At 73.2% G+C, this 25,015-nt stretch carries 22 protein-coding genes; 12 read left to right on the top strand and 10 right to left on the bottom strand.

Annotation, left to right across the window (positions count from 1 at the left end; genetic code table 11):
* Nucleotides 1-32: 32 nt before the first annotated feature.
* From scy to DTL70_RS23560, 6 genes are all read left to right on the top strand, one after another.
* Complete coding sequence (scy, locus tag DTL70_RS23585) at nucleotides 33-4,112, top strand: polarized growth protein Scy (RefSeq protein ID WP_114023960.1); 4,080 nt, start codon at nucleotides 33-35, stop codon at nucleotides 4,110-4,112.
* 126 nt (nucleotides 4,113-4,238) lie between these two features.
* Nucleotides 4,239-5,189: a coiled-coil domain-containing protein gene (locus DTL70_RS23580; protein WP_114023959.1), complete on the top strand. Its 951-nt coding sequence runs from the start codon at nucleotides 4,239-4,241 to the stop codon at nucleotides 5,187-5,189.
* A gap of 162 nt (nucleotides 5,190-5,351) precedes the next feature.
* Nucleotides 5,352-6,503: an ABC transporter ATP-binding protein gene (locus DTL70_RS23575; RefSeq protein ID WP_114023958.1), complete on the top strand. Its 1,152-nt coding sequence runs from the start codon at nucleotides 5,352-5,354 to the stop codon at nucleotides 6,501-6,503.
* Nucleotides 6,503-7,273: an ABC transporter permease gene (locus DTL70_RS23570; protein WP_114023957.1), complete on the top strand. Its 771-nt coding sequence runs from the start codon at nucleotides 6,503-6,505 to the stop codon at nucleotides 7,271-7,273. The genes DTL70_RS23575 and DTL70_RS23570 overlap by 1 nt, the downstream gene beginning before the upstream one ends.
* Nucleotides 7,274-7,406: 133 nt before the next feature.
* Nucleotides 7,407-8,717, top strand: a complete 1,311-nt coding sequence (locus DTL70_RS23565) for an ABC transporter ATP-binding protein (RefSeq protein ID WP_114023956.1) — start codon at nucleotides 7,407-7,409, stop codon at nucleotides 8,715-8,717.
* The gene (locus DTL70_RS23560) at nucleotides 8,714-9,733 is read left to right on the top strand and encodes an ABC transporter permease subunit (RefSeq protein ID WP_181861051.1); all 1,020 of its coding nucleotides are present in this window, start codon (nucleotides 8,714-8,716) and stop codon (nucleotides 9,731-9,733) included. The genes DTL70_RS23565 and DTL70_RS23560 overlap by 4 nt, the downstream gene beginning before the upstream one ends.
* 87 nt (nucleotides 9,734-9,820) lie before the next feature.
* Here the strand turns inward: DTL70_RS23560 and DTL70_RS23555 are convergent, their stop codons facing one another.
* Nucleotides 9,821-10,183, bottom strand: coding sequence for an ATP/GTP-binding protein (locus DTL70_RS23555; protein ID WP_114023955.1), 363 nt, complete (start codon nucleotides 10,181-10,183; stop codon nucleotides 9,821-9,823).
* A 295-nt stretch (nucleotides 10,184-10,478) separates the two neighbouring features.
* Here DTL70_RS23555 and DTL70_RS23550 point away from each other — a divergent pair, with 295 nt between their 5' ends.
* Nucleotides 10,479-11,540, top strand: a complete 1,062-nt coding sequence (locus tag DTL70_RS23550) for an LLM class flavin-dependent oxidoreductase (protein WP_114023954.1) — start codon at nucleotides 10,479-10,481, stop codon at nucleotides 11,538-11,540.
* A gap of 165 nt (nucleotides 11,541-11,705) precedes the next feature.
* Here DTL70_RS23550 and DTL70_RS23545 read toward each other — a convergent pair whose 3' ends face one another.
* Complete coding sequence (locus tag DTL70_RS23545) at nucleotides 11,706-12,098, bottom strand: SCO5389 family protein (RefSeq protein ID WP_114023953.1); 393 nt, start codon at nucleotides 12,096-12,098, stop codon at nucleotides 11,706-11,708.
* Between the two features lie 217 nt (nucleotides 12,099-12,315).
* Between DTL70_RS23545 and nucS the strand changes: the two genes are divergently transcribed.
* Nucleotides 12,316-12,978: an endonuclease NucS gene (gene nucS, locus DTL70_RS23540; protein WP_114014059.1), complete on the top strand. Its 663-nt coding sequence runs from the start codon at nucleotides 12,316-12,318 to the stop codon at nucleotides 12,976-12,978.
* Between the two features lie 54 nt (nucleotides 12,979-13,032).
* Here the strand turns inward: nucS and DTL70_RS23535 are convergent, their stop codons facing one another.
* From DTL70_RS23535 to DTL70_RS23500, 8 genes are all read right to left on the bottom strand, one after another.
* Complete coding sequence (locus DTL70_RS23535) at nucleotides 13,033-13,710, bottom strand: response regulator (RefSeq protein WP_114023952.1); 678 nt, start codon at nucleotides 13,708-13,710, stop codon at nucleotides 13,033-13,035.
* The gene (locus tag DTL70_RS23530) at nucleotides 13,700-14,983 is read right to left on the bottom strand and encodes a sensor histidine kinase (RefSeq protein WP_114023951.1); all 1,284 of its coding nucleotides are present in this window, start codon (nucleotides 14,981-14,983) and stop codon (nucleotides 13,700-13,702) included. The genes DTL70_RS23535 and DTL70_RS23530 overlap by 11 nt, the downstream gene beginning before the upstream one ends.
* Before the next feature lie 41 nt (nucleotides 14,984-15,024).
* Complete coding sequence (locus DTL70_RS23525; protein ID WP_114023950.1) at nucleotides 15,025-15,825, bottom strand: ABC transporter permease; 801 nt, start codon at nucleotides 15,823-15,825, stop codon at nucleotides 15,025-15,027.
* Nucleotides 15,822-16,766, bottom strand: coding sequence for an ABC transporter ATP-binding protein (locus DTL70_RS23520; protein ID WP_114023949.1), 945 nt, complete (start codon nucleotides 16,764-16,766; stop codon nucleotides 15,822-15,824). The genes DTL70_RS23525 and DTL70_RS23520 overlap by 4 nt, the downstream gene beginning before the upstream one ends.
* A gap of 120 nt (nucleotides 16,767-16,886) precedes the next feature.
* Nucleotides 16,887-19,418, bottom strand: a complete 2,532-nt coding sequence (locus DTL70_RS23515) for an ATP-binding protein (RefSeq protein WP_245979578.1) — start codon at nucleotides 19,416-19,418, stop codon at nucleotides 16,887-16,889.
* 115 nt (nucleotides 19,419-19,533) lie between these two features.
* Complete coding sequence (locus tag DTL70_RS23510; protein WP_242757726.1) at nucleotides 19,534-19,893, bottom strand: STAS domain-containing protein; 360 nt, start codon at nucleotides 19,891-19,893, stop codon at nucleotides 19,534-19,536.
* Between the two features lie 359 nt (nucleotides 19,894-20,252).
* On the bottom strand, nucleotides 20,253-21,101 hold the full coding sequence (locus DTL70_RS23505; protein ID WP_114023947.1) for a 3-hydroxyacyl-CoA dehydrogenase family protein: 849 nt from the start codon (nucleotides 21,099-21,101) through the stop codon (nucleotides 20,253-20,255).
* 186 nt (nucleotides 21,102-21,287) lie between these two features.
* A complete protein-coding gene (locus tag DTL70_RS23500) occupies nucleotides 21,288-21,998 on the bottom strand; it encodes a TetR/AcrR family transcriptional regulator (protein WP_114023946.1) in 711 nt (236 codons plus the stop codon).
* An 81-nt stretch (nucleotides 21,999-22,079) separates the two neighbouring features.
* Here DTL70_RS23500 and DTL70_RS23495 point away from each other — a divergent pair, with 81 nt between their 5' ends.
* The 4 genes from DTL70_RS23495 to DTL70_RS23480 all read left to right on the top strand — a co-directional run bounded on the left by DTL70_RS23495 (nucleotide 22,080) and on the right by DTL70_RS23480 (nucleotide 25,012).
* Nucleotides 22,080-22,868, top strand: a complete 789-nt coding sequence (locus DTL70_RS23495) for an ABC transporter ATP-binding protein (RefSeq protein WP_114024273.1) — start codon at nucleotides 22,080-22,082, stop codon at nucleotides 22,866-22,868.
* Nucleotides 22,869-22,932: 64 nt separating this feature from the next.
* Nucleotides 22,933-23,685, top strand: coding sequence for an ABC transporter permease (locus DTL70_RS23490; RefSeq protein ID WP_114023945.1), 753 nt, complete (start codon nucleotides 22,933-22,935; stop codon nucleotides 23,683-23,685).
* 110 nt (nucleotides 23,686-23,795) lie between these two features.
* A complete protein-coding gene (locus DTL70_RS23485) occupies nucleotides 23,796-24,368 on the top strand; it encodes a cob(I)yrinic acid a,c-diamide adenosyltransferase (RefSeq protein ID WP_114023944.1) in 573 nt (190 codons plus the stop codon).
* On the top strand, nucleotides 24,365-25,012 hold the full coding sequence (locus DTL70_RS23480; protein ID WP_245979577.1) for an HAD family hydrolase: 648 nt from the start codon (nucleotides 24,365-24,367) through the stop codon (nucleotides 25,010-25,012). Before DTL70_RS23485 ends, DTL70_RS23480 begins: the two co-directional genes overlap by 4 nt.
* Nucleotides 25,013-25,015: the final 3 nt, after the last annotated feature.

Here is a 25,015-nt window from a genome sequence, read left to right as displayed (position 1 = left end):
CACGACTACCAGGGGACGGATGGGACCGCGCAGTGCGGGGCTACGACCGCTACGAGGCTGACGACCACCTCTCGCAGTTCGAGGCCGAGATGGACCGGCTGAAGAAGGAGCGGGAGAGGGCCGTCGAGCATGCCGACGACCTCGGCTACCAGGTCGAAGTGCTGCGCGCCAAGCTGCACGAGGCGCGCCGCGCGCTGGCCACGCGCCCTGCGGGGTACGACAACCTCTCCCAGCAGGCCGAGCAGTTGCTCCGCAACGCCCAGCTCCAGGCCGACCAGATGCGCGCCGACGCGGAGCGTGAGCTGCGCGACGCGCGGGCCCAGACCCAGCGGCTGCTGCAGGACCAGGCCGAGGCGCAGTCCCGGCTGGAGTCCGAGCTGCACACCGAGGCCGTGCGCCGCCGCCAGCAGCTCGACCAGGAGCTGTCCGAGCGCCGCGCCACGGTCGAGACGCACGTCAACGACAACATCGCCTGGGCCGAGCAGCTGCGCTCCCGCACCGAGCAGCAGGCCCGGCGGCTCATGGAGGAGACCAGGGCGGAGTCGGAGCAGTCGCTGGCGCGGGCCCGTGCCGAGGCCCAGCGGCTGACCGAGGAGGCGCGGCAGCGGCTCAGCTCCGAGGCGGAGAACGCCCGCAGCGAGGCCGAGTCGATCCTGCGCCGGGCCCGTGCCGACGCCGAGCGGCTGCTGAACGCCGCCTCCACGCAGGCCCAGGAGGCCACCGAGCACGCCGAGCAGCTGCGTACCACCACCGCGGGCGAGGCGGAGAGCAGCCGGCGCGAGTCGGGCGAGCTGGTGCGGCGCGCCGAGGAGCAGATGCGGCAGGCCGAGGAGGCCCTGCGCGAGGCCGGTGAGCAGGCCTCGGACAAGCTCAGGGAGGCCGAGGACGAGGCGGGCAGGCGGCTCGCGGACGCCGAGTCGGAGAACGAGCAGCGCACCCGTACCGCGAAGGCGGAGGTGGCGCGGCTGGTGGGCCAGGCCACCAAGGAGTCGGAGGCCATCAGGGCCGAGGCCGAGCAGGTGCGCGAGGACGCCAAGGCGGAGGGCGAGCGGCTGATCGCCGAGGCCCGCGAGAAGGCGCGCACCACCACGGCCGAGGAGTCGGCGAACCAGCTGGCGCAGGCGGCCCGCACCGCCGAGGACGTGCTGACCAAGGCGTCCGAGGAGGCCAAGGCCACCACGAAGACCGCGTCCGAGGAGGCCGAGCGGCTGCGCCGGGAGGCCGAGGAGGAGGCCGACCGGCTGCGGGCCGAGGCCCACGACGTGGCCGAGCAGCTCAAGGGCGCCGCGAAGGACGACACGAAGGACTACCGCGCCAAGACGGTCGAGCTCCAGGAGGAGGCGCGCAGGCTGCGCGGCGAGGCCGAGCAGCTGCGGGCGGAGGCCGTCGAGGAGGGCGAGAAGCTCCGCGGCGAGGCCCGCCGCGACGCCGTCCAGCAGATCGAGGAGGCCGCCAACCGCGCCGAGGAGCTGCTGGGCAAGGCCAAGGCCGACGCGGAGGAGACCCGCACCGACGCCGCCACGGAGAGCGAGCGGGTGCGCACTGAGGCGATCGAGCGCGCCACATCGCTGCGCAAGCAGGCCGAGGAGGCGTTGGAGCGGGCCCGCACGGAGGCCGAGGAGCTGAACTCGCTGGCCGAGGAGGCGGCGGAGCAGACCAGGACCGAGGCGGACGAGGCGGCTCGCAAGACCCGCGAGGAGGCCGAGGAGGCCGCCTCGCAGCGGAAGGCCGAGGCCGAGACGGAGTTGACCAGGCTCCGCGAGGAGGCCGAGGCGAAGCTGGCCGAGGCCGAGTCGGGGCTGACCGAGGCCCGCACCGAGGCGGAGCGGCTGCGCGACGAGGCCAGGGCGGAGAGCGAGCGGCTGCGCACGGAGGCGGCGGAGCGCGCGCGCACCCTGCGTGAGCAGGCCGAGGAGGAAGCGGAGCGGCTGCGCACGGAGGCGGCCTCGGACGCCTCGCAGGCGCGTGCGGAGGGCGAGTCGGTCGCCGTCCAGTTGCGCGGCGAGGCGACGGCGGAGGCCGAGCGGCTGCGCGAGGAGGCGCAGGCGACGGCCGACCGGGTGCGCGCGGAGGCCGACGCGGCGGCGGAGCGGACGAACGCGGAGGCCGCCGAGGCGCTGGGCGCCGCCCAGGAGGAGGCCGCCCGGCGCCGGCGCGAGGCCGAGGAGCTGCTGGCCGAGGCCCGCGAGGAGGCGCATCAGGAGCGCACGCAGGCCCGCGAGCAGAGCGAGGAGCTGCTGGCGTCCGCGCGCAAGCGGGTCGCCGAGGCGCAGGCGGAGGCCGAGCGGCTGACGGAGGAGGCCGAGCGCCGCGCGGCGGAGCTGGTGGCCGCGGCCGAGGAGACGGCTCAGCAGGTCAGGGACTCGGTCGCGGGGCTGCGCGAGGAGGCCGAGGAGGAGATCGCCGGGCTGCGGTCGGCCGCGGAGCACGCGGCGCAGACGGTGCGCAGGGAGGCCCGGGAGGAGGCGGACGCCGCCAGGTCGCTGGCGGAGCAGACCGTCTCGGAAGCGGTGACCGAGGCCGAGCGGACCCGTGCGGAAGCGCAGCGCGTCAGCGAAGAGGCCCGCACGGAGGCCGACCGTCTCCTGGACGAGGCCCGCGAGGAAGGCGCCAAGAAGCGCACCGAGGCCGCCGAGCAGGCCGACCAACTCATGGCCAAGGCCCAGGAGGAGGCCGACCGCACCCGCGAGGAGGCGGAGCGCGCGGGAGCGGAGACCCGCTCCGAGGCCGAGCGCTTCGACCGGGAGACCAGGGAAGCGGCTCAGCTCTTCGATCGGGAAACCCGGTCGGCCGCACAGCAGTTCGACCAGGAGACGCGGTCCGCCGCCGAGCAGTACGGCGCGCAGACCCGCACGGAGGCCGAGCAGTACCGGGACCGGACGCGCGTGGACGCCGAGCAGTTCGGCGAGCGGGTGCGCGCCGAGGCCGAGCAGGCCGGCGAGGAGACGCGGGCCGAGGCCGAGCGGGTCAGCGGGGCGCTGCGCACGGAGGCCGAGCGGTTCGACCGTGAGACGCGCGCCGAGGCCGAGCGGTACGACCAGCAGACCCGCGCGGCGGCGGAGCACTACGACCAGGAGACCAGGGCGGCCGCCCAGCAGTTCGACCAGGAAACCCGTGCCGCGGCCGAGCGGTACGCGGAGGAGATGCGCGCCGAGGCCGACCGGCTGCGCGACGAGGCCAGGGAGGACGCCGCGGCCAAGCGCACGGAGGCGGCCGAGCAGGCCGACCAACTCATGGCCCAGGCCCAGGAGGAGGCGCTGCGCGCCCAGGCCACCGCCGAGGAACAGGCGGACGCCATGGTGGGCGCCGCCCGTGGCGAGTCGGATCGGCTGGTCACCGAGGCCAGGGACGAGGGCCGCGAGCTGGTCGAGAAGGCACGCTCGGACGCCGACACGCTGCTGGAGGAGGCCCGTAGCGACTCCGGCGCCATCCGCGAGCGCGCCGAGGAGCTGCGCACCCGCATCGAGGCGGAGGTCGAGGAGCTGCACGAGCGGGCGCGCCGGGAGGCGGCCGAGGCGATGCAGTCGGCCGGGGAGCGCTGCGACAAGCTCGTCCAGGCCGCCGAGGAGCAGCTGGCCGAAGCGCGGGAGAAGGCCGAGGAGTTGCGTTCGGAGGCCAACGCGGAGGCCGGCAAGGTGCGCATCGCCGCCGTGAAGAAGGCGGAGGGCCTGCTGAAGGAGGCGGAGCTCAAGCAGGCGGCGATGGAGCGCGAGGCCCAGCAGTTGCGCGAGGAGGCCACCGAGGAGGCGCAGCGCACGGTCGAGGCCGGGCAGCACGAGCTGGACCTGCTGATGCGGCGCCAGGAGGACATCAACGCGGAGATCTCCCGCGTGCAGGACGTGTTGGAGGCGCTCGAGTCGTTCGAGGCGCCGGGTGCCGCGTCGTCAGGCGGCAAGGACGGTGCGGAGGCGGACGCGGAGTCGACTGCCGGTGCGGATTCCGGTTCGGGTTCCGGTTCGGGTTCGGGCGGCGGTTCGGGGTCCGGTGGCGGCTCGGGACGCGGCTCGGGGTCCGGCAAGAAGGGCGGGCGCGCCTCCGGCGCGAACGGTGGTGTGACAGCGGGCGTTGGCGCTGGTACAACTCGTTCGAATGGCAAGGGTTCGGAGGGTTAGCCACTCGAACGAGGGCACATTCTCCAGATCAAACGCGCATAAGCTCGATGACACGCCGCTTGGACCCCTAGGATTCCCTCTATCACTCCCCCCGTCTGATAACCCGTCTGACTCGACAGGAACCCCATGAGCGACACTTCCTCCCCCTACGGCTTCGAGCTCGTGCGGCGTGGCTACGACCGCGGACAGGTTGACGACCGCATCGCGAAGCTCGTCGCCGACCGTGACAGCGCCCTGGGCCGGATCACCTCTCTGGAAAAGCGCATCGAGGAGCTCCACCTCGAAACGCAGAACGCCCAGGCTCAGGTCAACGACGCGGAGCCGTCGTACGCCGGCCTCGGCGCCCGTGTCGAGAAGATCCTCCGCCTCGCCGAGGAGGAGGCCAAGGACCTGCGCGAGGAGGCCCGTCGCGCCGCCGAGCAGCACCGCGAGCTCGCCGAGGGCGCGGCCCAGCAGGTACGCAACGACGCCGAGCAGTTCGCCGCCGAGCGCAAGCAGAAGGCGGAGGACGAGGGCGCCCGCATCGTCGAGAAGGCCAAGGGCGAGGCCACCACGCTGCGCAGCGACGCGGAGAAGGACGCCCAGTCCAAGCGCGAGGAAGCCGACTCGCTCTTCGAGGACACCCGCGCGAAGGCCGCCCAGGCTGCCGCCGACTTCGAGACCAACCTCGCCAAGCGGCGCGAGCAGTCCGAGCGCGATCTGGCCTCCCGTCAGGCGAAGGCGGAGAAGCGGCTCGCGGAGATCGAGCACCGTGCCGAGCAGCTGCGCCTGGAGGCCGAGAAGCTGCGCACGGACGCGGAGCGCCGCGCCCGTCAGACCGTCGAGACGGCGCAGCGTCAGGCCGAGGACATCGTCGCGGACGCCAACGCCAAGGCCGACCGGGTGCGCAGCGAGTCCGAGCGCGAGCTGGCCGCTCTCACCAACCGCCGCGACAGCATCAACGCGCAGCTGACCAACGTGCGCGAGATGCTGGCCACCCTCACCGGTGCGGCCGTGGCCGCCGGCGGGCAGGCGGGCGACGAGGCGGCCGACGAGGAGTCGGCGGGCCGCTCGGTCCCCGCCCAGCAGTCGCGCTGAGGCCGCTCGGGCCCCCTCCCGGACACGCGGCTTGCGAAGACGCGGTTCCCGGACATGCGAAACGCCCCTCACCGGATGGTGCGGGGCGTTTCGCATGTGTGAATGATGTGCGGATCCTGCGCACGAGTGGCGAGCGTGTCGGTCGCACCGTAGCGTCGAAGAATGATCGAGCTGCGGGACCTGACCAAACGGTACGGGGACAAGACAGCCGTCGACGGTCTCAGCTTCACCGTACGGCCTGGTACGGTCACCGGCTTCCTGGGCCCGAACGGCGCGGGAAAGTCCACCACCATGCGGATGGTGCTGGGGCTCGACGCCCCCACCCGCGGTGACGTGCGCATCGAGGGCAAGCGCTACGGCGAACTGAAGGAGCCGCTCAACAGCATCGGCGCGCTCCTGGAGGCCAAGGGCGTGCACGGCGGCCGCAGCGCCTACAACCATCTGCTGTGCATGGCGCAGTCCAACGGGATCCCCGAGCGCCGGGTCGGTGAGGTGCTGGAGATGGTGGGCCTGCACGACGTGGCACGCAAGCGTCCGAAGGGCTTCTCGCTCGGCATGGGGCAGCGCCTCGGCATCGCGAGCGCCCTGCTGGGTGACCCGCGCATCCTGATGTTCGACGAGCCCGTCAACGGCCTCGACCCGGAGGGCATCCACTGGATCCGCACGCTGATGCAGCATCTGGCCCGCGAGGGCAGGACGGTGTTCGTCTCCAGCCACCTGATGAGCGAGATGGCGCAGACCGCCGAGCACCTGATCGTCATCGGCCAGGGCAAGCTGCTGGCGGACACCTCGATGTCGCAGTTCATCGCGGAGAATTCCCGCACACACGTTCGTGTCCGTACGCCCGAACCCGAGCGGCTGCTGGACGTCCTGACCACCGAGGGGCTGCGGCCCGCGGCCGGGACGCGGGGAGCACTGGAGGTGGACGGCGGTGACGCCGCCCGCATCGGCGAACTCGCCGCGGCCCACCGCATCGTGCTGCACGAACTCAGTCCGCAACGGGCCTCGCTGGAGGAGGCGTTCATGCGGCTGACGGCACAGAGCGTCGAGTACCACGGACACGCCCCCGGCGGCGCCCAGGCTCCGCCGGAAGGCGCACAGGTCCCGCCCGGAGCCCCCCAACCCCCACCGGAAGGCCCCCAGGCCCCACCGGAAGGCCTCCAGGCCCCGCCAGGAGGCGCACAGGCCCCGCCGGGCATCCCACAGGCACCGCCGCCGGGAACTGGGCAGGCACCGCCCCCGGCAGGCACGCAGGGCCCGCCCCCGGAGGGTCCCGCCTGGGGCGAGGACTGGCAGCGCAGGAGGCGCCGCTGATGAGTCACACCACGCGCGTCCTCAAATCCGAGTGGACGAAGGTCCGCTCGGTCCACTCCACGATCTGGACCCTCGCCGCGGCGGTCGTCGTCTCCATCGGGCTCGGCGCGCTGATCTGCGCGGTGACCGCCTCGACCTTCGACGACATGTCGACCGTCAGCCGGCGCACGTTCGACGCGACCTTCACCAGCTTCGCCGGCATGAGCCTCGGACAGCTGGCGATGATCGCATTCGGCGTCCTCGTCGTCTCCGCCGAATACAGCACCGGCATGATCCGCAACTCGCTGGCCGCCGTACCGCAACGCGGCACGTTCCTGTGGTGCAAAGTGCTGGTCGCCGGGCCACTCGTGCTGGTCGTCGGCCTGATCACGAGCTTCTGCACCTTCTTCCTCGGCCAGGCGCTCCTCGGCGAGCACGGGGTGGGCATCGGCGACCCCGGGGTGCTGCGCGCGGTGGTCGGCGGCGGTCTCTACATGGCGCTGATCGCCCTGTTCGCCGTCGGCATCACCTTCGTGCTGCGCAGCCCGCTGCTCGCGTTCGCCATCCTGATGCCGTTCTTCTTCCTCGTCTCGAACATCCTCGGCTCGGTGGAGGCCACCAAGAAGGTCGGCCAGTACCTCCCCGACCAGGCCGGCACCACCGTGATGTCCGTGGTCCCCGAGGCGCTGGACCGCCCCTACGGCCCCTGGGAAGGGCTCCTGATCATGGCCGCGTGGACGGCGGCCGCACTGATCGCCGGCTTCATCGTCCTCAAGAAGCGCGACGCCTGACCCCGCCCACGGCCGGGCGTCCGGCCCCCGCCCACGACCGAGGGGCCGCCGCATGGAACCGAACAGGCCTCTCGTGACCTCCTAGGCCATGTCCGGGGGCACGTGAGCCCCGAACTGCGTCCAGGGGCAAAGGATGATCGAGGCATACGGCCTGACGAAGCGCTACGGCGCCAAGACGGCCGTGTACAACCTGTCCTTCCAGGTACGGCCGGGGGCCGTCACCGGATTCCTGGGGCCGAACGGCTCAGGGAAATCGACCACCATGCGCATGATCCTGGGGCTGGACGCACCGACGTCCGGGCAGGTCACCGTGGGCGGGCACGCCTTCAGAGGCCTCCCCAACGCCCCACGCCAGGTCGGCGCCCTGCTCGACGCCAAAGCCGTGCACGGCGGCCGCAGCGCGCGCAACCACCTGCTCTCCCTCGCGCAGCTGTCCGGCATCCCGGCGCGCCGCGTCGACGAGGTGCTCGGCGTCGTCGGGCTCCAGGAGGTCGGCAAGAAGCGCTGCAAGGGCTTCTCGCTCGGCATGGGGCAGCGCCTCGGCATCGCCGCCGCGCTGCTCGGTGACCCGCAGGTGCTGCTCTTCGACGAGCCGGTCAACGGCCTCGACCCCGAGGGCATCCTGTGGGTCCGCAACCTGATGAAGCGCCTCGCGAGCGAGGGCCGCACGGTCTTCGTCTCCAGCCACCTGATGAGCGAGATGGCGCAGACCGCCGAGCACCTCATCGTCATCGGCCGCGGACAGCTGATGGCCGACATGTCGGTGACGGAGTTCATCGCGCGCAACTCCATCGGCTTCGCCCGCGTCCGTACGCCCGACAGCGAGCCGCAGCAGCGCGAGAAACTGGTCGCCGCGCTGCACGAGGCAGGCGGGCGGACCCAGCCGGAAGAGGACGGCGCGCTCCGCGTCACCGGCCTGGAGCTGCCCCGCATCAGCGACCTCGCGCACGGCGCCGACGTGCGGCTGTGGGAACTCTCCCCGCATCAGGCCTCACTGGAAGAGGCCTACATGCGGCTGACCCAGGGCTCCGTCGACTACCGCTCCACGACCGACATGCGCGCGGGTCTCCAGCAGCCCGCGGGGGCCCCCGCCATGGCAGGTGCGCCGGGCACGGCGGGCGCCGTCGCCCCCGCCGTGCCCGGCGCCGCACCGCAGCAGGCGGCCGTGCCCGGCATGGCCGCCGCGCCCCAGATGCCGCCAGGGCAGCAGGCGGCCCCCGCGCCCGCCCACGGCGCCGCCGCGTATCCGGGAGGGCCGCAGGACGCCCCGCAGCCGGGCGTGCCCGGCGGCGGCACGCTGCAGATGCGCGCGCCGCGGCCCGGCACCGACCCGTACGCCGCCGCCCCGGCAGCACCCACCGCTCCCCCGGCGGGCCCCGCGGCCCCGGGCGCGGCTGAGGGCATGCCAGGCGGCGCCACGAACGAAGGCGAGGACGCCCGATGAGCACCCAGCAGCACAACGGCCAGGCGGCCCCCGCCCAGCAGGCGGCCGCGCACATGCCCGCACCCGCCCCCGCGGGAACGGTCCCACCCGCCGGCGTCGGCGCCGGCGTCGGCGCCGGGCAGCAGCCAGGGCAAGGGCAGCCGGGCCAGGGGCACTGGCCGGGCGGCATCGCCCCCTACAGCTCCCCCATCCCGATGGCGCGCACCAACCTCGGGCACGCGCTGGTCTCGGAATGGACGAAGATCCGCACCGTCCGCTCCACCGTGTGGACACTCGGCGTGATGTTCGCTCTCGTCGTCGGCATCGGCCTGCTGTCCGCCGTCGGGCTGAGCGGCGACTACACCGGGATGCCGCTGCTCTCCAGCGGCCTGTTCGGGCTGATGCTCGGGCAGATCTGCGTGATCACGCTCGGCGTGCTGGTCGTCACCTCCGAGTACGGCACCGGCATGATCCGTACGACCCTCACCGCCTGCCCGCAGCGCGCCAGGGTCCTGCTGGCCAAGGCCACGGTCTTCTTCCTGCTGGCCTTCGTGATGACGACGCTCGCCTGCGCCCTCACCGCGCTGATCAACTCCGCGCTGCTGAGCGACCAGACGCTTCCCCCGTACGAGAGGGGCAGCGAACTCGCCGACTCCTTCGAAGGAGGGAAACTCGTCGCCTCCGGCAGCGAGTGGCTGGGTGCGACGGTGGGCGCCGGGCTGTACGTGGCCCTGCTGGGTCTGCTGTCGCTGGCGGTGGGCGCGCTGCTGCGGCACTCCGCGGGCGCCATCACCGCCATGCTGGGCGTGGTGCTGCTGCCGCTGCTGATGGCGATGTTCATGGCAGGCGAGGCGCTGCAGGACGTACGGGACTTCCTCATCGAGTACTCCCCGCTCAACGGGCTGGCCTCCCTCTACCGCATCCCGATGACCACCGACCAGGACGCCACGGGCTGGCCGCTGCTGGGCGGACTCGCAGTCGTCACCCTCGTCGTCTTCGCGGGGGCGTGCGCGCTGCTGAACAAGCGCGACGTGTAGGACCAACGCCCCGTCCGGACACCGACGTCCCCCTTCCGTACCGAGGGCCCCATACCGAACTCAGTACCGAGGATTCAGCACCGGGGTTCAGTACCGGGGGGCGTTACGGGACCGCTGGAGCCTGGCGCTCCGGCGGTCCCGCGCGTTCCAGCAGGCTCCGTGCCAGTGGCGCCGGTCGGCGACATCGCCGAGCAGCGGCCAGGCGACGACGTGCGGGACGCCGGGGGTGATCTCCTGGTCGCAACCGGGGCACCGGTAGCGCTTGAGGGCCGCGCCTCCGCTTATCCGGCGGACCGCCCACTCCTCCCCCCGCCAGTCCTCGGTGCGCTCCAGGCCGAAGCGCTCGCGGCCCTCGCGCTCGTCCTCGTCACGACGCGCCCCGGCGCCGGTGCGGGCGGCCTTTGCTGGTTTGGCGGCACCGCTGCGGGAGCGGTTTCGACGCGGGGACACGTGGGGCACCTCGGTGGGTCGGCGACGGTGGACGGCGGACGGCCCCTCGCCGCTCCGGGGCCGCACGCTTGAGCCACGGGCCGGCGGTGGCCGTGTGCATTCCAGCCTACGCACGCCGTGGAGCACCGCTGCCGGTTGTCCACAGGCAGGCCCGGGTTGCCGTTCATCACACGAATCGGATCACGGGCCGTGCCTTTGGCACGTGTCAGGCGTTAGTGCTGATGAGGTGTCCGGTCCTGCGGACACGCGGCCCGGACCCAGCCGTCGGTCGCGGGCCCACTGAGGGCGGTGGGAAATGCGAGTTGGAGCTTTCGTCCTGGGCGCACAGTTCCCGGGTCAGGGGCAGGGCGAGGCGTTGGACCGCGCGGTCCGGGCCGGTGAGGAAGCCGAGGCGGCAGGACTCGCCGACGTCTGGCTGGCCGAGCACCACTTCGTGTCCTACGGCGTATGCCCCTCGGCCGTGACCCTCGCGGCGCTGCTGCTGGGGCGCACACGGCGGATCGGCGTCGGAACGGCCGTCAGCGTGCTGCCCGCCGCGCATCCGGTCGCCCTCGGTGAGCAGACGGCGCTGCTGCACCTGCTGTCCGAAGGACGCTTCACCCTCGGTGTGGGCCGGGGCGGCCCGTGGGTGGACCTGGAGGTGTTCGGCGGTGGGCTGCCGGCGTTCGAGGAGGGCTTCCCCGAGGCGCTCGACCTGCTGCTGCGGTGGCTGCGCGAGCCGCGGGTCTCGGCGGACGGGGAGCGGTACCGCTTCCGTGAGGTGCCGGTGGTGCCGCGCCCGGACTGCGCGATCGCCCCCCGCGAGCGGGAGGGCCGGGCCGGCGGGACCGCAGCACCGGGTCTGGTCGTCGCCTGCACCTCGCCGGGGACGCTGCGGCTGGCCGCCGCGCGGCTGCTGCCCATGCTGCTGGGCATGCACTGCGGCGACGAGGAGAAGGCGGAGATGACGCGCATGTGGCGCCGTGAGGCACGCGCCGCCGGCCATCCGCACGAGGAGATCGAGGCCGCCGCGGCCCGGCACGTCTCGGCCGGCGTGGTCCAGGTCGGCGACTCGCGCGGCGAGGCGCGGGAGACACTGCTCAAGGCCATGCCGGGGTGGCTGCGCGAGGGTCTTGGCCAGCATGTGACCGTCGACGGGCGGCCCCGCCGCATGCGCGACCCGCTCGGCTACACGGAACTGCTGTGCGAGCTGCATCCGGTGGGCTCGCCGCGGGAGTGCGCCGACCGGCTCGCGGCGAGCACCGAGCGCACCGGCATCAGCCGCTTCGCTCTGCTGGTGGAAGGCACGGGGGACCGCGACGGCACCGTGCGGAACATCCGCAGGCTGGCCGGCGAGGTGCTGCCCCTCGTCGCCTGAGAGAGAGGCGCCTCGTCGTCTGAGGGAGGGGCGGGAGCGCGCCTCGCGGAACGGCCGAAAAGTGCCGCAAGGGCCCGCATGCCGTTGCGGCGGTGTCCACCACCGCCGCAACGGCGCACGCCCCGCAGGACGCGTCGGCCACCTCGGCCGCCGGGGACCGCGCGGTCAGCAGTCGCGCAGCTCCGGGGACTGGTTGAGCAGCTGGCCGCGGAGGGAGGTGAAGCGGGTGAGGCGCTCGTCCGCCGACGGGTCGAGGGGGAAGACCGCGACCCGGTGGCAGTTCTGGAACGCGAGCCGTACCCCGAAGTGGCGTTCCAGCGCGCCGCGTATCGCATCGCTCGCCAGTGCGCGGAGCAGCTGACCGCGGTGCTGCTCGTCCGGGGGCGGCGTCTGGTTGTCGGCGAACTCACCGCCGTCCACCTTCAACTGCGCGACGAGCGAACTGACCATCTCCCACGCGTACGGGAGGGACGTGCGGACGCAGTCGACGAACGCCGCCTCATCCACCTCGCCACGCTCTGCCTGTTCCAACAGCGCAGGTGGGACGTCGAGCGACATGGGGTTCTCCTCTCGCGACCCGGCCCGTGGAGCCGGATCTCTTGGGGGTGAAAGGACATCACCGTGTAGTCGCGCAACCTCGGACGGCGACGCCCAGCCTTACCGTACGGCTCCTGGGGCGAATCAGCACGAGAATGGGAATACTCGCGCCACTGCCGAACACCCCATCCGGGGGCGAATCGCGCGCGGGCCCGGCCGTCAAGTAGCGTGACCGACCATGCGTCTCGTCATCGCCCGCTGCTCTGTCGACTACGCCGGCAGGCTCACCGCGCACCTTCCGTCCGCGCCCAGACTCATCCTGATCAAGGCCGACGGATCGGTCTCCGTGCACGCCGACGACCGTGCCTACAAGCCCCTCAACTGGATGTCCCCGCCGTGCACCCTCAAGGAGGGGGACGATCAGCGCTGGACGGTGGAGAACAAGGCCGGCGAGAAGCTGATCATCACGATGGAGGAGATCCTGCACGACTCCTCGCACGAGTTGGGGGTCGACCCCGGGCTGATCAAGGATGGCGTGGAAGCACACCTCCAGGAACTTCTCGCGGACCGGATGGAGACGCTGGGCGACGGATGGACGCTGATCCGGCGCGAGTTCCCCACCGCCATCGGCCCCGTCGACATCCTGTGCCGGGACGGCGACGGGGCCACCGTCGCCATCGAGATCAAGCGCCGCGGTGAGATCGACGGCGTCGAACAGCTCACCCGCTATCTGGAGCTCCTCAACCGCGACCCCCACCTGTCGCCGGTCAAGGGCGTCTTCGCGGCGCAGGAGATCAAGCCGCAGGCCAGGGTGCTGGCCTCCGACCGCGGTATCGACTGCGTCACCCTCGACTACGACGCCCTGCGCGGCATCGAGGACGACAAACTCCGGCTCTTCTGACGCTCCCCGCGCCGCCCGGCCCGGGCGGCGGAGGCGGCGCGGGGCGGGGCTGCCTCAGTCCTCGCCGGGGCCGAGGATCCCGCGCCCGTACGCGGTGGCCACCGCTGCCGCGCGGTCGCTCACACCGAGCTTCGCGTACAGGTGGGTGAGGTGCGTCTTGACGGTGGCCTCGCTGATGAACAGCAGCCGGGCGATCTCCCGGTTCGGTGTCCCCTTGGCCACCAGGGTGAGGACCTCGCGCTCGCGGGTGCTCAGCGCGTTACGGGCGGCGTCCGGGCGCGGGGCCCGGACGCGGTCGACCAGGCGGGAGGCGACAGCGGGTGACAGCACGGTCCGGCCCGCGGCCACGTCCCGCACGGCGGCGAACAGTTCGTGCGGCGGCGCGTCCTTGAGCAGGTAGCCACTCGCCCCGGCCTCGATGGCCGGCAGGGTGTCGGCGTCGGTGTCGTACGTGGTCAGGACGAGCACCTTGCACGGCAGCCCGCGTGCGACGATCCCCGCGATGGCCTCCACTCCCCCGCCGCCCGGCATCCGCAGGTCCATCAGCACCACGTCGGGACGGAGCTCGGCCGCAAGCCGCACGCCTTCCCGCCCGTCCGCCGCCTCCCCCAGCACCCGGAAGCCAGGCCCGCGCTCGAACATGGCGCGCAGCCCGTCGCGGACCACCGGATGGTCGTCGACGAGCAGCACGGAGACCAGCTCTGGCCCGGGCGGCGGTTGTTCAGTCGTCATGGCGGACCAACGGTACGCGAGCGCAGACGGCCGTCCCGCCGCCCGGCTCCGTCTCGACCTCGACCGTGCCGGCGAGGCGTTCGGCTCTGGCGCGCATGCCGCCCAGCCCGAACCCTCCGTGCGTCCCCGGGCGCTCGCGGACCGCGTGCGCGTCGAAGCCCCGGCCGTCGTCGCGGACATCCAGGGTGACCTCGTCGCCCATGTACGAGAGCGTGACGCCCGCGCGGGTGGCGCAGGCGTGCCGGCCGACGTTGGTGAGCGCCTCCTGGGCGATGCGCAGCAAGGTGGCCTCCACCTCGGCGTGCAGCGGCTCGGCGGCTCCGGTAACGGTGAAGTCGGCCCGCACTCCGGCGGAGCGTGCCCACGCGTCGGTGGCCTTCTCCAGCGCCGCGGGGAGCGCGTCGTGTTCGAGCTCCCTGGGGGCGAGGTTCTGTACCGAGCGGCGGGCCTGCGCGAGGCTCTCGCGGGCCAGTTCGCCGGCCAGGCCCAGGTGGGAGCGGGCGGCCTCGTGCGACTCGCTGTCGGAGGCGGCCCTCAGCTGGGTGATGATCCCGGTCAGCCCCTGGGCGAGCGTGTCGTGGATCTCCGCCGCGAGCCTGCGCCGCTCGTCGCTGATACCGGCTTCGCGTGCCTGGAGGAGCAGTTGGGCGTGCAGGCCCGCGTTCTCCTCCAGCGCCTGTTCCAGCCGGGCGTTGGTGCGGCCCAGTTCGGCGATGGTGTCCTCTCTGGCGCGGGCGTTCTCGTCCTCCTTCTGCGCCAGCCGGGCGAAGTAGAGCACCATCCAGGCGTTCAGCAGGAAGAGCGCGGCGAAGATCAGCCAGCCCACCGGAGCTCCGGGCGGCAGGCCTCCGGACTGGGATCCGGCCATGGTGGCCGCGGTGGTGAGGAGCCCGGCGCGCACCCAGCGCTCCGGCAGCCGGCGGGCGGCGTCGAAGTAGCCTGCCACCGCGTAGAGCGCGCAGAACGGGTTGAGCAGCGTCAGTACTCCGGCGAGCACCGTGCGGGTGACGTAGTAGACGGCACCGAGCGGTCCTGGCCCGGGTGCGGTGCGCACCGCGCGGCCCCACCAGAGCTGGAGGACGAGCGCCGCCGCGCCGAGCACGGCGGCGGCCACCGCCTCGCCCCCGGTCATCAGCTCGCTCCGGGTCGCCGCCGTCAGGGCCGCGCTCAGGGCGAGCAGCCCGTAGGGCCCCCACCGGAAGAAGCGATCCCCTCCCCTGAGCGGGGCCGCCGCCTCCTGATGTGCGGGCTCCACCGCGCCGGCTTCGGTCATCGCACCAGTCTCGCCCGCGCGCGGCGCCGTGCGGACGTCGGCTACTCCCAGCGGAACCGGCGCACCGCTGTCCACACGAAGACCGCTGTCCACAGCGCCGTCACCCCCAGATGCGTCCAGCCGGGCCAGCTGCCCGTCGCCGCTTGGTCGAGGGCCTGGGAGGCGGCGCCGAACGGGGTGAACTCGACGAGGTGGCGGAGGGTGTCGGGCATCGCCTGGACCGGGAGCCACACTCCGGCGGTGAACATCATGGGGAAGAAGGCGAGGGTGCCGACCGTCTGCGCGATCTTGGTGGTCCTGGCGATCGCACTGAGCACGGCGCCGAGCGAGAGAGCCGCGCCCGCCGTCAGCGCGGCGGCCACCAGGTATCCGGCGAGCTGCCCGGGCAGTGAGACGTCGAAGGCGAGCCGCCCGATGGCGAGGACGAGGAGTACCGAGGCGGCGCTGGCGCAGCCGTGGAGCACGATCTGGGCGGTCAGCAGGTGGTGGGGTCTGGCGGGGGTGGCGCGGAGCCTGCGCAGGATGCCGCGTTCGCGGTAGCCCGTCAGGATGCTCGGCATCGTCTGCACGCCGGAGACGATCATCGACAGCAGGACGGCCACCGGAACGTACAGGTCCACCGTCCGCCGTCCGCCGAGATCGGCGGACGCCTCGCGGAAGGAGGGGATGCAGCCGAGGATCGTCAGCAGCGCGGGCGGGAAGACGACGACCCAGAAGAGCGCGCCCGGCTCGCGCAGGAAGAGCCGGAACTCGGTACGCAGGACGGACAGCAGGGCGGACGGGCCCGCCGGTTTGGCGCCGTGCGGGGGCGCGGCCGTGCCGGACAGGTGCGCGGTCGTCATGTCAGGTTCTCCTGGTGGGCGTGTGCCGGGCGGGGCGCCGCGGACTCGTTGCCGGTCAGGTCGAGGAAGGCGTCGTCCAGCGAGGCGTCCTTGACGCGGAGTTGGCCCGCGGTGATGCGGCGCCGCGCCAGGGTGGTCAAAAGGGCGTCGACCGTCTCGTCCGTGCCGTGCAGGGTGACGCGGGGCCCTTGGGTCCGTACCGAGCGGGCGCCGGGAAGCGCGCTCAGCTCCCCTTCCGGCAGCGGCTGCGAGGGGGTGAAGGCGATGACCGTGGGGTCGGCCTTCTGGCTGATCAGCTCGGCCGGGGTGCCCAGCGCGGCCAGCCGGCCCCCGTCGATGACGGCGACCCGGTCGCAGAGCCGCTGCGCCTCCTCCATGAGGTGGGTGACCAGCAGCACCGTCACACCGGAGTCGCGGATGTCCTCGACCAGTTCCCACACCGTCCGGCGGGCCCGGGGGTCCAGGCCGGTCGTCAGCTCGTCCAGCACCACGGCCCTGGGGCTGCCGACGAGGGCCAGCGCGATGAACAGCCGCTGCTTCTGGCCGCCCGACAGCGTGCCGAACCGTACGTCGAGGCGGTCCTGGAGCCCCAGCTTCGCGGCGAGAGCGCGCCAGTCGGCCGGCTGCCGGTAGAACGCGGAGTACATCCGCAGCGCCTCGCGCACCGTGATCTTGGGCTGGAGCCGGCTCTCCTGGAGCTGGGCGCCGAGGAGTTGCGCGACGTCGTCGTGGTCGGCGACGGGGTCGAGGCCCGCGACGCGGACCCGTCCCGCATCAGGGGTGCGCAGCCCCTCCACGCACTCGACCGTGGTGGTCTTCCCCGCGCCGTTCGGGCCGAGGACGCCGAAGATCTCGCCCTCCTCGACACAGAAGCTCACGCCGTCCACGACCGGGCGCCCCTCGTACTCCTTGCGCAGCCCGCTGACTTCGATGAGTGGCATGGCACGAGCGTGCCGCAGCGGCCACCGTGCGCACATCGCCCAACGCTCTCGTCCTGGCATCAACCGATCGGCTGATGCCGGGACTACGACCCGGTCGCGGTCTCCCGCTGCCGGCTCCCGCTACCGGTCCGACCCGCTCGGCGTGCCCGGCTGCGTGCTGCCGCCGCTGGGGGCCCGGCCTGTGGGTGTGCCGCTGGAGGAACCGCCGTCGCCGCCGCCGTCGCCGCCGCCGTTACCGCTCGACGAGGGCGAGGACGGCGGGTCCTGCGTGGTCGGGTCGTCGGTGGGCGGGTCCGAAGGGTCGTCGGAGGTGGGCGGGTCGTCCGGCGACGACGGCGGGTCGTCCGGGGAGGAGGGCGGGTCCTCGGGCGAGGAGGGCGGGTCGTCCCCTCCGGGGTCGCTGGAGGACTCCTCGGGAGAGCTGGGGGTGTGCTTGCCGGGGCTGGTCTCGTGCGTGGGCGCCTGGCTCTTGCGCTCGCCGGAGCCCGGGGCCTTCGTGTCCCGCGACGGGGTGCCTGCGGCCGGTTGGCGGCGGTCGGGGGCACCGGTGTCGCCGCTGTCCCCGGGCGCCTCGTCACCGGGTGCGTTGTCCTGGTCGTCCTGGGAGGGGGAGGAGCCGGGCCGCACGGTGTCGGGTGTGCTGTCGTCGGAGACGGTGCCCAGGGTGACCACGGTGCCGAGCACGGCGGCGAGCAGGGCGCCGGCGCCCGCCGCCGCCACGTTCCGCTTGCTGCTGGTGAAGGCGCGCCAGCCGCGCGGGGCGCCGTGCCGGCCGCTGCGGCCCGGTCCGCCCGCGGGGTCGCCGCCGGCCGCGCCCGAGGAGGGGAACGCCTGGTCGGACGGGGAGATCAGCGTGCCGCCCGGTGCCTGGTCCGCGGAGTCGGCGGAAGAGACGACCGCGGTGGTCGCGCCGGTGGAGCCGGGCGGCGTGGCCGCCGCCCCCGGCTGCGGCGCCACGGGGGTGGCGTCGGCCGGGGTCTTCGACGTGTCCACCGGTGCCTGCCCGCCTGCCGGTGTCGGCCGGGTCCAGGCCCCGAAGGCCGCTCCCGCCGCGCCCGCGGCACCGGCCGCCGGAGAGGCGAGCCGGTCGTTCACCAGAGCGAGCGCCCGGCGGCCCGCGACCATGCCGCGCTGCTCCGCGAGGGTGCCCCGCAGCGCGATCGCGGCCTCCAGCTCGGTACGCGCCCGCTCCGGGTTGCCCGCGGCCAGCGCGAGGACGCCCAGCTCGTGGTGGAAGTAGGCCTCTTCGGCGAGCTCGCCCGAGGCGCGGGCCGACTCCTGTCCGCAGCGCAGCATCCGCTCCCAGGCGCTCCAGCGCATCCCTGCCGCGAGGACGGGTGCGGCGGTGCGGGCGAGCAGCACGGCGGCGCTGGAGCAGCCGCCCTGGTGGGCGCCGCGGGCGGCGGCCAGAGCCGCGTCGGCCTCCTGGGTGACCCGGTCGGCGCTGACGGAGGGATGCCCCGTCCACCAGGTGTAGTGCTGTGCGGCGGCGAGCGCGTGGGCGTCGCGGCCTTCGCCGTAGCCGGCCTCGGCGAGCTGCCCGGCGACGCCCGCGGCCAGCTTGAAGTGGTCGCCCGCCGGGCTGATCAGGCCGAAGGCCAGCAGTTCCGTGATGCTGTCGCCGGCGTTCGGGTCGCCGGTGAGCGCGGGCAGGTGGGTGGGGTGCGGGACCTCGCCGTCGAGCGCGAGGGCGAGGCGCAGCGCCTCACGGCCCGACTCGGGAAGCGCGGCGGCCAGCGGGGGCGCGAGGGCGGCGTCGCCGGCGAGTCCTGGCACGACACCGCCGTCGGCCTGCAACCGCAGCAGCGCGCCGGCCTGGACGAAGCGCAGCGCCAGGCCCTCCGCGTCGAACCAGAGTCCGGCCGCCCAGTCGGCCTCCTCGTCGGTGAGCTGCCGGTGGATGGCCCGCTCCAGCAGGTCGAGGCAGGCGGTGCGGCTCAGCCCCGCCAGGAAGACCTCCTCGACGCAGGAGTCCGCGGTCGGCGCGGTCACCCCGGGGGTGGCGGCGAAGAGGAAGGCGCACTCGGGGGTGGCCCGCAGCAGTTCGTCGAGGGCCGCGCCGCCGAACTCCAGGTCGTCGACGAGCACGATGGCGCCGATCCCGGCCAGGGCGCGCACCAGTTCGGTCTTGCCCGGCCGGTGGAGAGGGGCGCTGTGCACGGCCGCGAACAGGTCGTACAGCAGGTCGCTCGGAGTGCGGCGGTGGCCGCTGAGGCGGACGACGCCGTCGGGGGCGAGGTGGGCGACGTCCTCGGCGACGACGTCGAGCAGGACGCTGCGGCCCGACCCGGCGGGCCCGGTCAGCCGCACGGAGCGGCCCCGCGAGAGCAGCCGTACCAGCCGCTCGCGCTCCTCGTCCCGCTCGACGAGGCTGCCGGGCGGCAGCTTCGCGGCGGCGGTGGGGGTCTCGGCCACCGGCCGGTCGGGCGCGGCGAGCTTGGGCGGCGTCTCCTGCCGGGTGCCGGGCGGGCAGGGCTCGACCTCGCTGCCGTCGACGGGATTGACCGTGACGAGGTACTGCTCGGCGACGAGCCGCACGGCCCTGGCCGCCTCACCGCTGGGGCCGCCGGCGTCGGGGGCCGGTCCGGGCGCGTCGCCGGTGGGCTCGTGCTGGTCCCCGTGCGGGGGTCGATCGCTGGCGTGCCGATCCATGGTCATGTCTCCCAAGAACAGATGTCGCGACCGGCCACCCGAGCGGGGTCGGTCCGGCGCGCGCTCTCCATTCTCCAGGAAGCGGAGCGATGCGGAGCCGGGACCGACGGGATTGTCATGGGTTCGCCAGGACGCCGGTACTGGCGGACCCCTCCGGACCTGCGCCGCGGCCGCTCACCGGCCGGGGCTCGATGGCCAGGATCCGGTGCAGCCGGGTGGCCACCAGCACGCGCTGCATCTGCGGCGGGACCTTCCGCAGCACGAGTCTCCTGCCGCAACGCCCGGCGCGGCGGTGCGCTCCCATGATCACGCCGAGCCCCGTGGCGTCCCACGAGTCGAGCCCGGCGAGGTCGAGCACGAGATCGCCGTCACCCCCGTCGACAGCGGCGTGCAGGACCGTGCGGGCGTCCGCGGCGCTGCGGACGTCGAGACGACCTCCGACGACCAGCTCGGCGTGGTCGCCCCTGATGTGCATATGTGCTCCCGGAGTGGTGTCCGTGGCGTGAATCCTTCAACTGTGCTGCGGCGAGCCATGAGCGCTGCCGGGTGGACCGCGGCGGTGGTCCCCCGCTCGCCCCGGGGGGCCGGTAGGCAGGCGAGCCGGTGTGTCCGACGAGCCGGTGTGTCCGACGAGCCGGTGGTGCGCCGTCGGACGGGCGGACCCGGGGCGGCCCCGGAGTCCGCTTCCGCGGCGGCCCCACTGGAGATGACGGGTTACGGTGCGGCCGCGTTGCCGTTCGTTTCCCGACCGATACGGAGTTTCACCCTTGCGGGCGAGCGCGTCCCGGCCGCGGGGCGCTCCCGGCCGGTGAGGCGGCCGGGAGCCGACGGACCTCAGTGCTCGTAGAAGCCCTGTCCGCTCTTGCGTCCGAGGTCTCCCGCGTCGACCATCCGCCGCATCGACTCGGGCGGGGCGAACTTGCCGTCCCTGGACTCGGTGTAGATGTTCTCCGTGGCGTGCAGCAGGATGTCGACGCCGGTCAGGTCCGCGGTGGCCAGCGGGCCCATGGCGTGGCCGAAGCCGAGCCTGCACGCGGTGTCGATGTCCTCCGCCGAGGCGACGCCCGACTCGTGCAGCTTGGCGGCCTCGACCACGAGCGCCGAGATGAGCCGGGTGGTGACGAAGCCGGCGACGTCCCGGTTGACGACGACGCACGTCTTGCCGACGGACTCGGCGAACTCCCGTGCGAGGGCGAGCGTCTCGTCGCTGGTCTTGTGGCCGCGCACCAGCTCGCACAGCGCCATCATCGGCACCGGCGAGAAGAAGTGGGTGCCCACCACCCGCTCGGGGCGTTCCGTGGCTGCCGCGATCTTGGTGATCGGAATGGCGGAGGTGTTCGAGGCGAGGACGGCGTGCTCACCGGCGAGCTTGTCGAGCGCCGCGAAGATCTCCCGCTTGACCTCGATCTTCTCGAAGACGGCCTCCACCACGACGTCCGCGTCGGCCACCGCGTCCAGGTCCGTGGTGGTGATGATGCGGGCCAGCGCCGCCTCGGCGTCGGCCGCCGCCAGCTTGCCCTTGGAGACGAACTTGTCGTAGGACGCCTTGATCCCGTCGGTACCGCGGGCGAGCGCCTCGTCCGTCACATCGCGGAGCGTCACGTCCCAGCCCGCCTGAGCGGAGACCTGCGCGATTCCGGAGCCCATGAGGCCGGCCCCGATGACGGCGAGCTTCTTCGCCACGTTCTTCCCCTCACTTCGTCCCGCCGGGCGTCCGGCCCGCGCCGGTGCGTACGCTTCGCGCCCCGTGAATGTCCGCCTGTTGGGCGGACATTAGCGCTTCTTCGGGTGCGGTGGGCCGGATAGAGACACGCATCACGTCTCACATGGCGGACATCACACCGCGGGACCGCTGAGCGGGGGCGGGGCTCAGCGGGCGGGCTTCGTCGCGTAGTTGAGCAGTGCGCCGGTGACCAGGAACGCGTGGGCGTCCAGCCTGGCGAGCGCTTCCCGGGCGGTCTGTTCGGGTGAGACGCCGTCGGCGACGCTGACCGTGGCACGCCGGGTCACGAGGTCGATCAGGTTCACCAGTTCGTAGGCGACGAGTTCGGGCATCGGGTCCCCGGGGTCCGCGCCGGTCTCCTCCACCAGCGTCTGCCGCAGCCGGTCGGCGGTGCGGTGGTGCAGCACCATCAGGCGCGCGACCAGCGCGGGCGACTCCCGCACGACGCTCATGAAGTCGCCGAAGCCCTCCTTGATGCCCGCGTACAGGTTCCGCTCGGCGATGTCCTCGCGCAGCCTTCCCAGCACCGCAGCGGCGGCGGACTGGCCCGGGGCGCGGTCCCGTACCAGCGCGGAGGTGCGCTCCACCATCTCCTCCTCGCGGTCGAAGAAGAGGTCCTCCTTGGCGGGGAAGTAGTTGTAGACCGTGTTGACCGAGACGTCGGCGGCCTCGGCGATCTCGGCGATGGTCACCGCGTCGAAGCCGCGCGCCAGGAACAGGCCCGTGGCGATGTCGGAGATCCGCGTCCGGGTCTCCCGCTTCTTCCGCTCTCTGCGGCCCTCTTTCGGTGCCGTGCCGGCGTCCGGTGGAGCGCCTGACGCGGACGCGGCGCCGGCGTTCGGTGCAGTGCTGGCCATGGCCTCATCGTACCGCCTCAGTGGGGTCGGTTAATTTTTGGAGGCGTTGCAAAATTTAAGTGACTCTGTTTTTCTGTGGGCATGCCAGCAGCCATCCGCACCGCCGGACTGACCCGGACCTTCCACACCAAAAACCGCACCGTCGAAGCCGTGCGCGGCATCGACCTGACCGTCGAACAAGGCGAGATCCTCGGCTTCCTCGGCCCGAACGGCGCGGGCAAGACCACCACGCTCCGCATGCTGACCACGCTGCTCGCGCCCACCTCGGGCGCCGCGACCGTCGCGGGCCACGACCTGATCGCCGACCCGCGGGGCGTGCGGAAACGCATCGGGTACGTCGCACAGGCCGGCGGCGTCGACCCCGTCGTCAGCGTCCGCGAAGAGCTCACCACCCAGGCCCGCCTCTACCGCCTCACCAAGCCGGAAGCCGCCCGCCGCACGGAGGAGTTGGCACAGGACCTGGACCTGACCGACCTGCTGGAGAGGCCCTGCCGTGCGCTCTCCGGCGGCCAGCGGCGGCGCCTGGACATCGCCATGGCGCTCACCCACGAGCCCAGCCTGCTCTTCCTCGACGAGCCGACGACCGGCCTCGATCCCGGCAGCCGCGCCGACCTGTGGCAGCTCGTGCGGCGCCTGAGGGAACAGCGCGGGATGACCGTCTTCCTGACCACGCACTACCTGGACGAGGCCGACGCACTCGCCGACCGGCTGGTGGTCGTGGACGACGGCCGCGTCGCCGCGCAGGGCACCTCAGCCCAGCTCAAGGAGGAGTACGGCGGCTCGGCCCGAGCCGGCCTCCAGGACGCCTTCCTCGCCCTGACCGGACGCGAGGCCAAGCGCGAGACCGAGCGCGCACCCGTGGCCGTGTGACCCCGCCCCCGGCCCGAAGGAACCCCCTCCGGCAGACGCCCCTCCCCGAAGGAACAGACACCCCATGTCCCACCTGCTCACCGACACCGGCATCATCGCCGGACGCTACGTCCGGCAGACCCTGGCCTCCCGCCTTGGCGTGCTGTTCGGACTCCTCCAACCGCTGCTGTTCCTGGTCTTCTTCGGCCCCCTGCTGCGCGACATCGACCTGGGCGGCGCCGGCGACTCCTGGCAGACACTGGTGCCGGGACTCCTCGTCCAGCTCGGGCTGTTCTCCTCGGCGTTCGCCGGGTTCACCCTCCTGATCGAGAAACAGCACGGCGTGGTGGAACGGCTGCGCGTCACCCCCGTCAGCAGGCTCGCCCTGCTGCTGGGGCGCCTGGTGCGCGACGTGCTCCAGCTGTTCGCCCAGTCGCTCCTGCTCGTGCTGGTGGGCGTCGCCTTCGGACTGCGCTCCCCGGTGGCGGGGGTGGCGATCGGCTTCGTCCTCGTCGGCGTCCTGGCCGCCTCACTCGCCTCCCTGTCGTACGCGCTGGCCATGCGGGTCACCTCCCCCCAGGAGTTCGCGCCGGTCATCAACTCGCTCAACCTGCCGGCCGTACTGCTCTCGGGCATCCTGCTGCCGATGGCGCTGGCGCCCGACTGGCTGGACGCGGTGTCGCACTTCGTACCGTTCCGGTACGTCGTCGACGCCGTGCGCGACGCCTTCATGGGGCACTACGGGGGAACGCTCGCCCTCGGCGCCCTGGTCGCCCTCGCCCTCGCCGCCGCCTCGCTGGGCCTGGGCACCCGGGTCTTCAGGAAAGCCGGAGCGTAGCCGCCCCTCCCCCCTCCGGCCTGTCGACCGCCGCCGCGCTTCCTCGCGGCTGCGGGCGACAGGCCGGAGGGCACCCTCCCACGTGCGGGTACGCGGGCTACGCTCGCAGCATGGTGAACCTGACGCGGATCTACACCCGTACCGGCGACAAGGGCACGACGGCGCTCGGCGACATGAGCCGTACGGCCAAGACCGACACCCGCATCGCGGCGTACGCGGACGCCAACGAGGCGAACGCCGCGCTCGGGACCGCGCTGGCCCTCGGCGGCCTCGACGAGGAGGTCCGCACCGCCTTGCTGCGCGTCCAGAACGACCTGTTCGACGTGGGCGCCGACCTGTCCACCCCCGTCGTGGACAACCCCGAGTTCCCGCCGCTGCGCGTGGAACAGGCCTACATCGACAAGCTGGAGGCCGACTGCGACCGGTTCCTGGAGGACCTGGAGAAGCTGCGCTCCTTCATCCTCCCGGGCGGTACGGCGGGCGCCGCGCTGCTGCACCAAGCGTGCACCGTCGTCCGCCGCGCCGAGCGCTCCACCTGGGCCGCCATGGAAGAACACGGCGAGACGATGAACCCGCTCACCGCGACCTACCTCAACCGCCTCTCCGACCTGCTGTTCATCCTCGCCCGTACGGCCAACAAGTCCGTCGGCGACGTGCTGTGGGTGCCGGGGGGCGAGCGGTGAGCCCCGCAGCGGGCGGCCGGCCCGCGCTGCTGATGGACCTGGGCGGCGTGGTGGTCGAGGACAAACTCCCTGCCGCCGCCGCCAAGTGGGCGGTGCGGCTGGACATCTGTGAAGAGGACTTCGTGACCTCCGTCTACGCGGGCAACGACACGGAAGTGCTCGTCGGCCGGATGGACGGGCCCCAGTGGTGGTCCGTGGTGCGCGACCGTCTGGACCTGGACGCGGAGGCCGTCACCGAGCTGCGAGCCGACCTGGCGGCCGACCCCGTGTACGACCGGGCGCTGCTCGACGCGGTGGCGGCGCTGCGTGGCAGGGCAGCCACCGCGTTCATCAGCAACGCCTGGCCCGACGCCCGCCCCCACCTCGGCGCGGTGCTGCCGGCCGCGGAAGTGGCCGTGCTCTCCTGCGAGGTGGGGTACGCCAAACCGGATCCGCGCATCTACACGCACACCCTGGACCTGCTGGGCGCCGAGGCCTCGAAGGCACTGTTCGTCGACGACGTGGCCCGCAACGTCGAGGCGGCGCGGGCGCTGGGGATGGACGTACATCTGCACACCGACTCCGCCGGCACGCTCGCCGCGCTCGACGCGTTCGCCTCCCGCCTGCCCCAGGCCACCGGTTCGCAGGGCGACGGCACCGAGTAACGT

Source organism: Streptomyces diacarni (assembly GCF_003323715.1).
Lineage (GTDB): Bacteria > Actinomycetota > Actinomycetes > Streptomycetales > Streptomycetaceae > Streptomyces > Streptomyces diacarni.
This window is presented reverse-complemented; position numbering and strand designations above follow the sequence as displayed.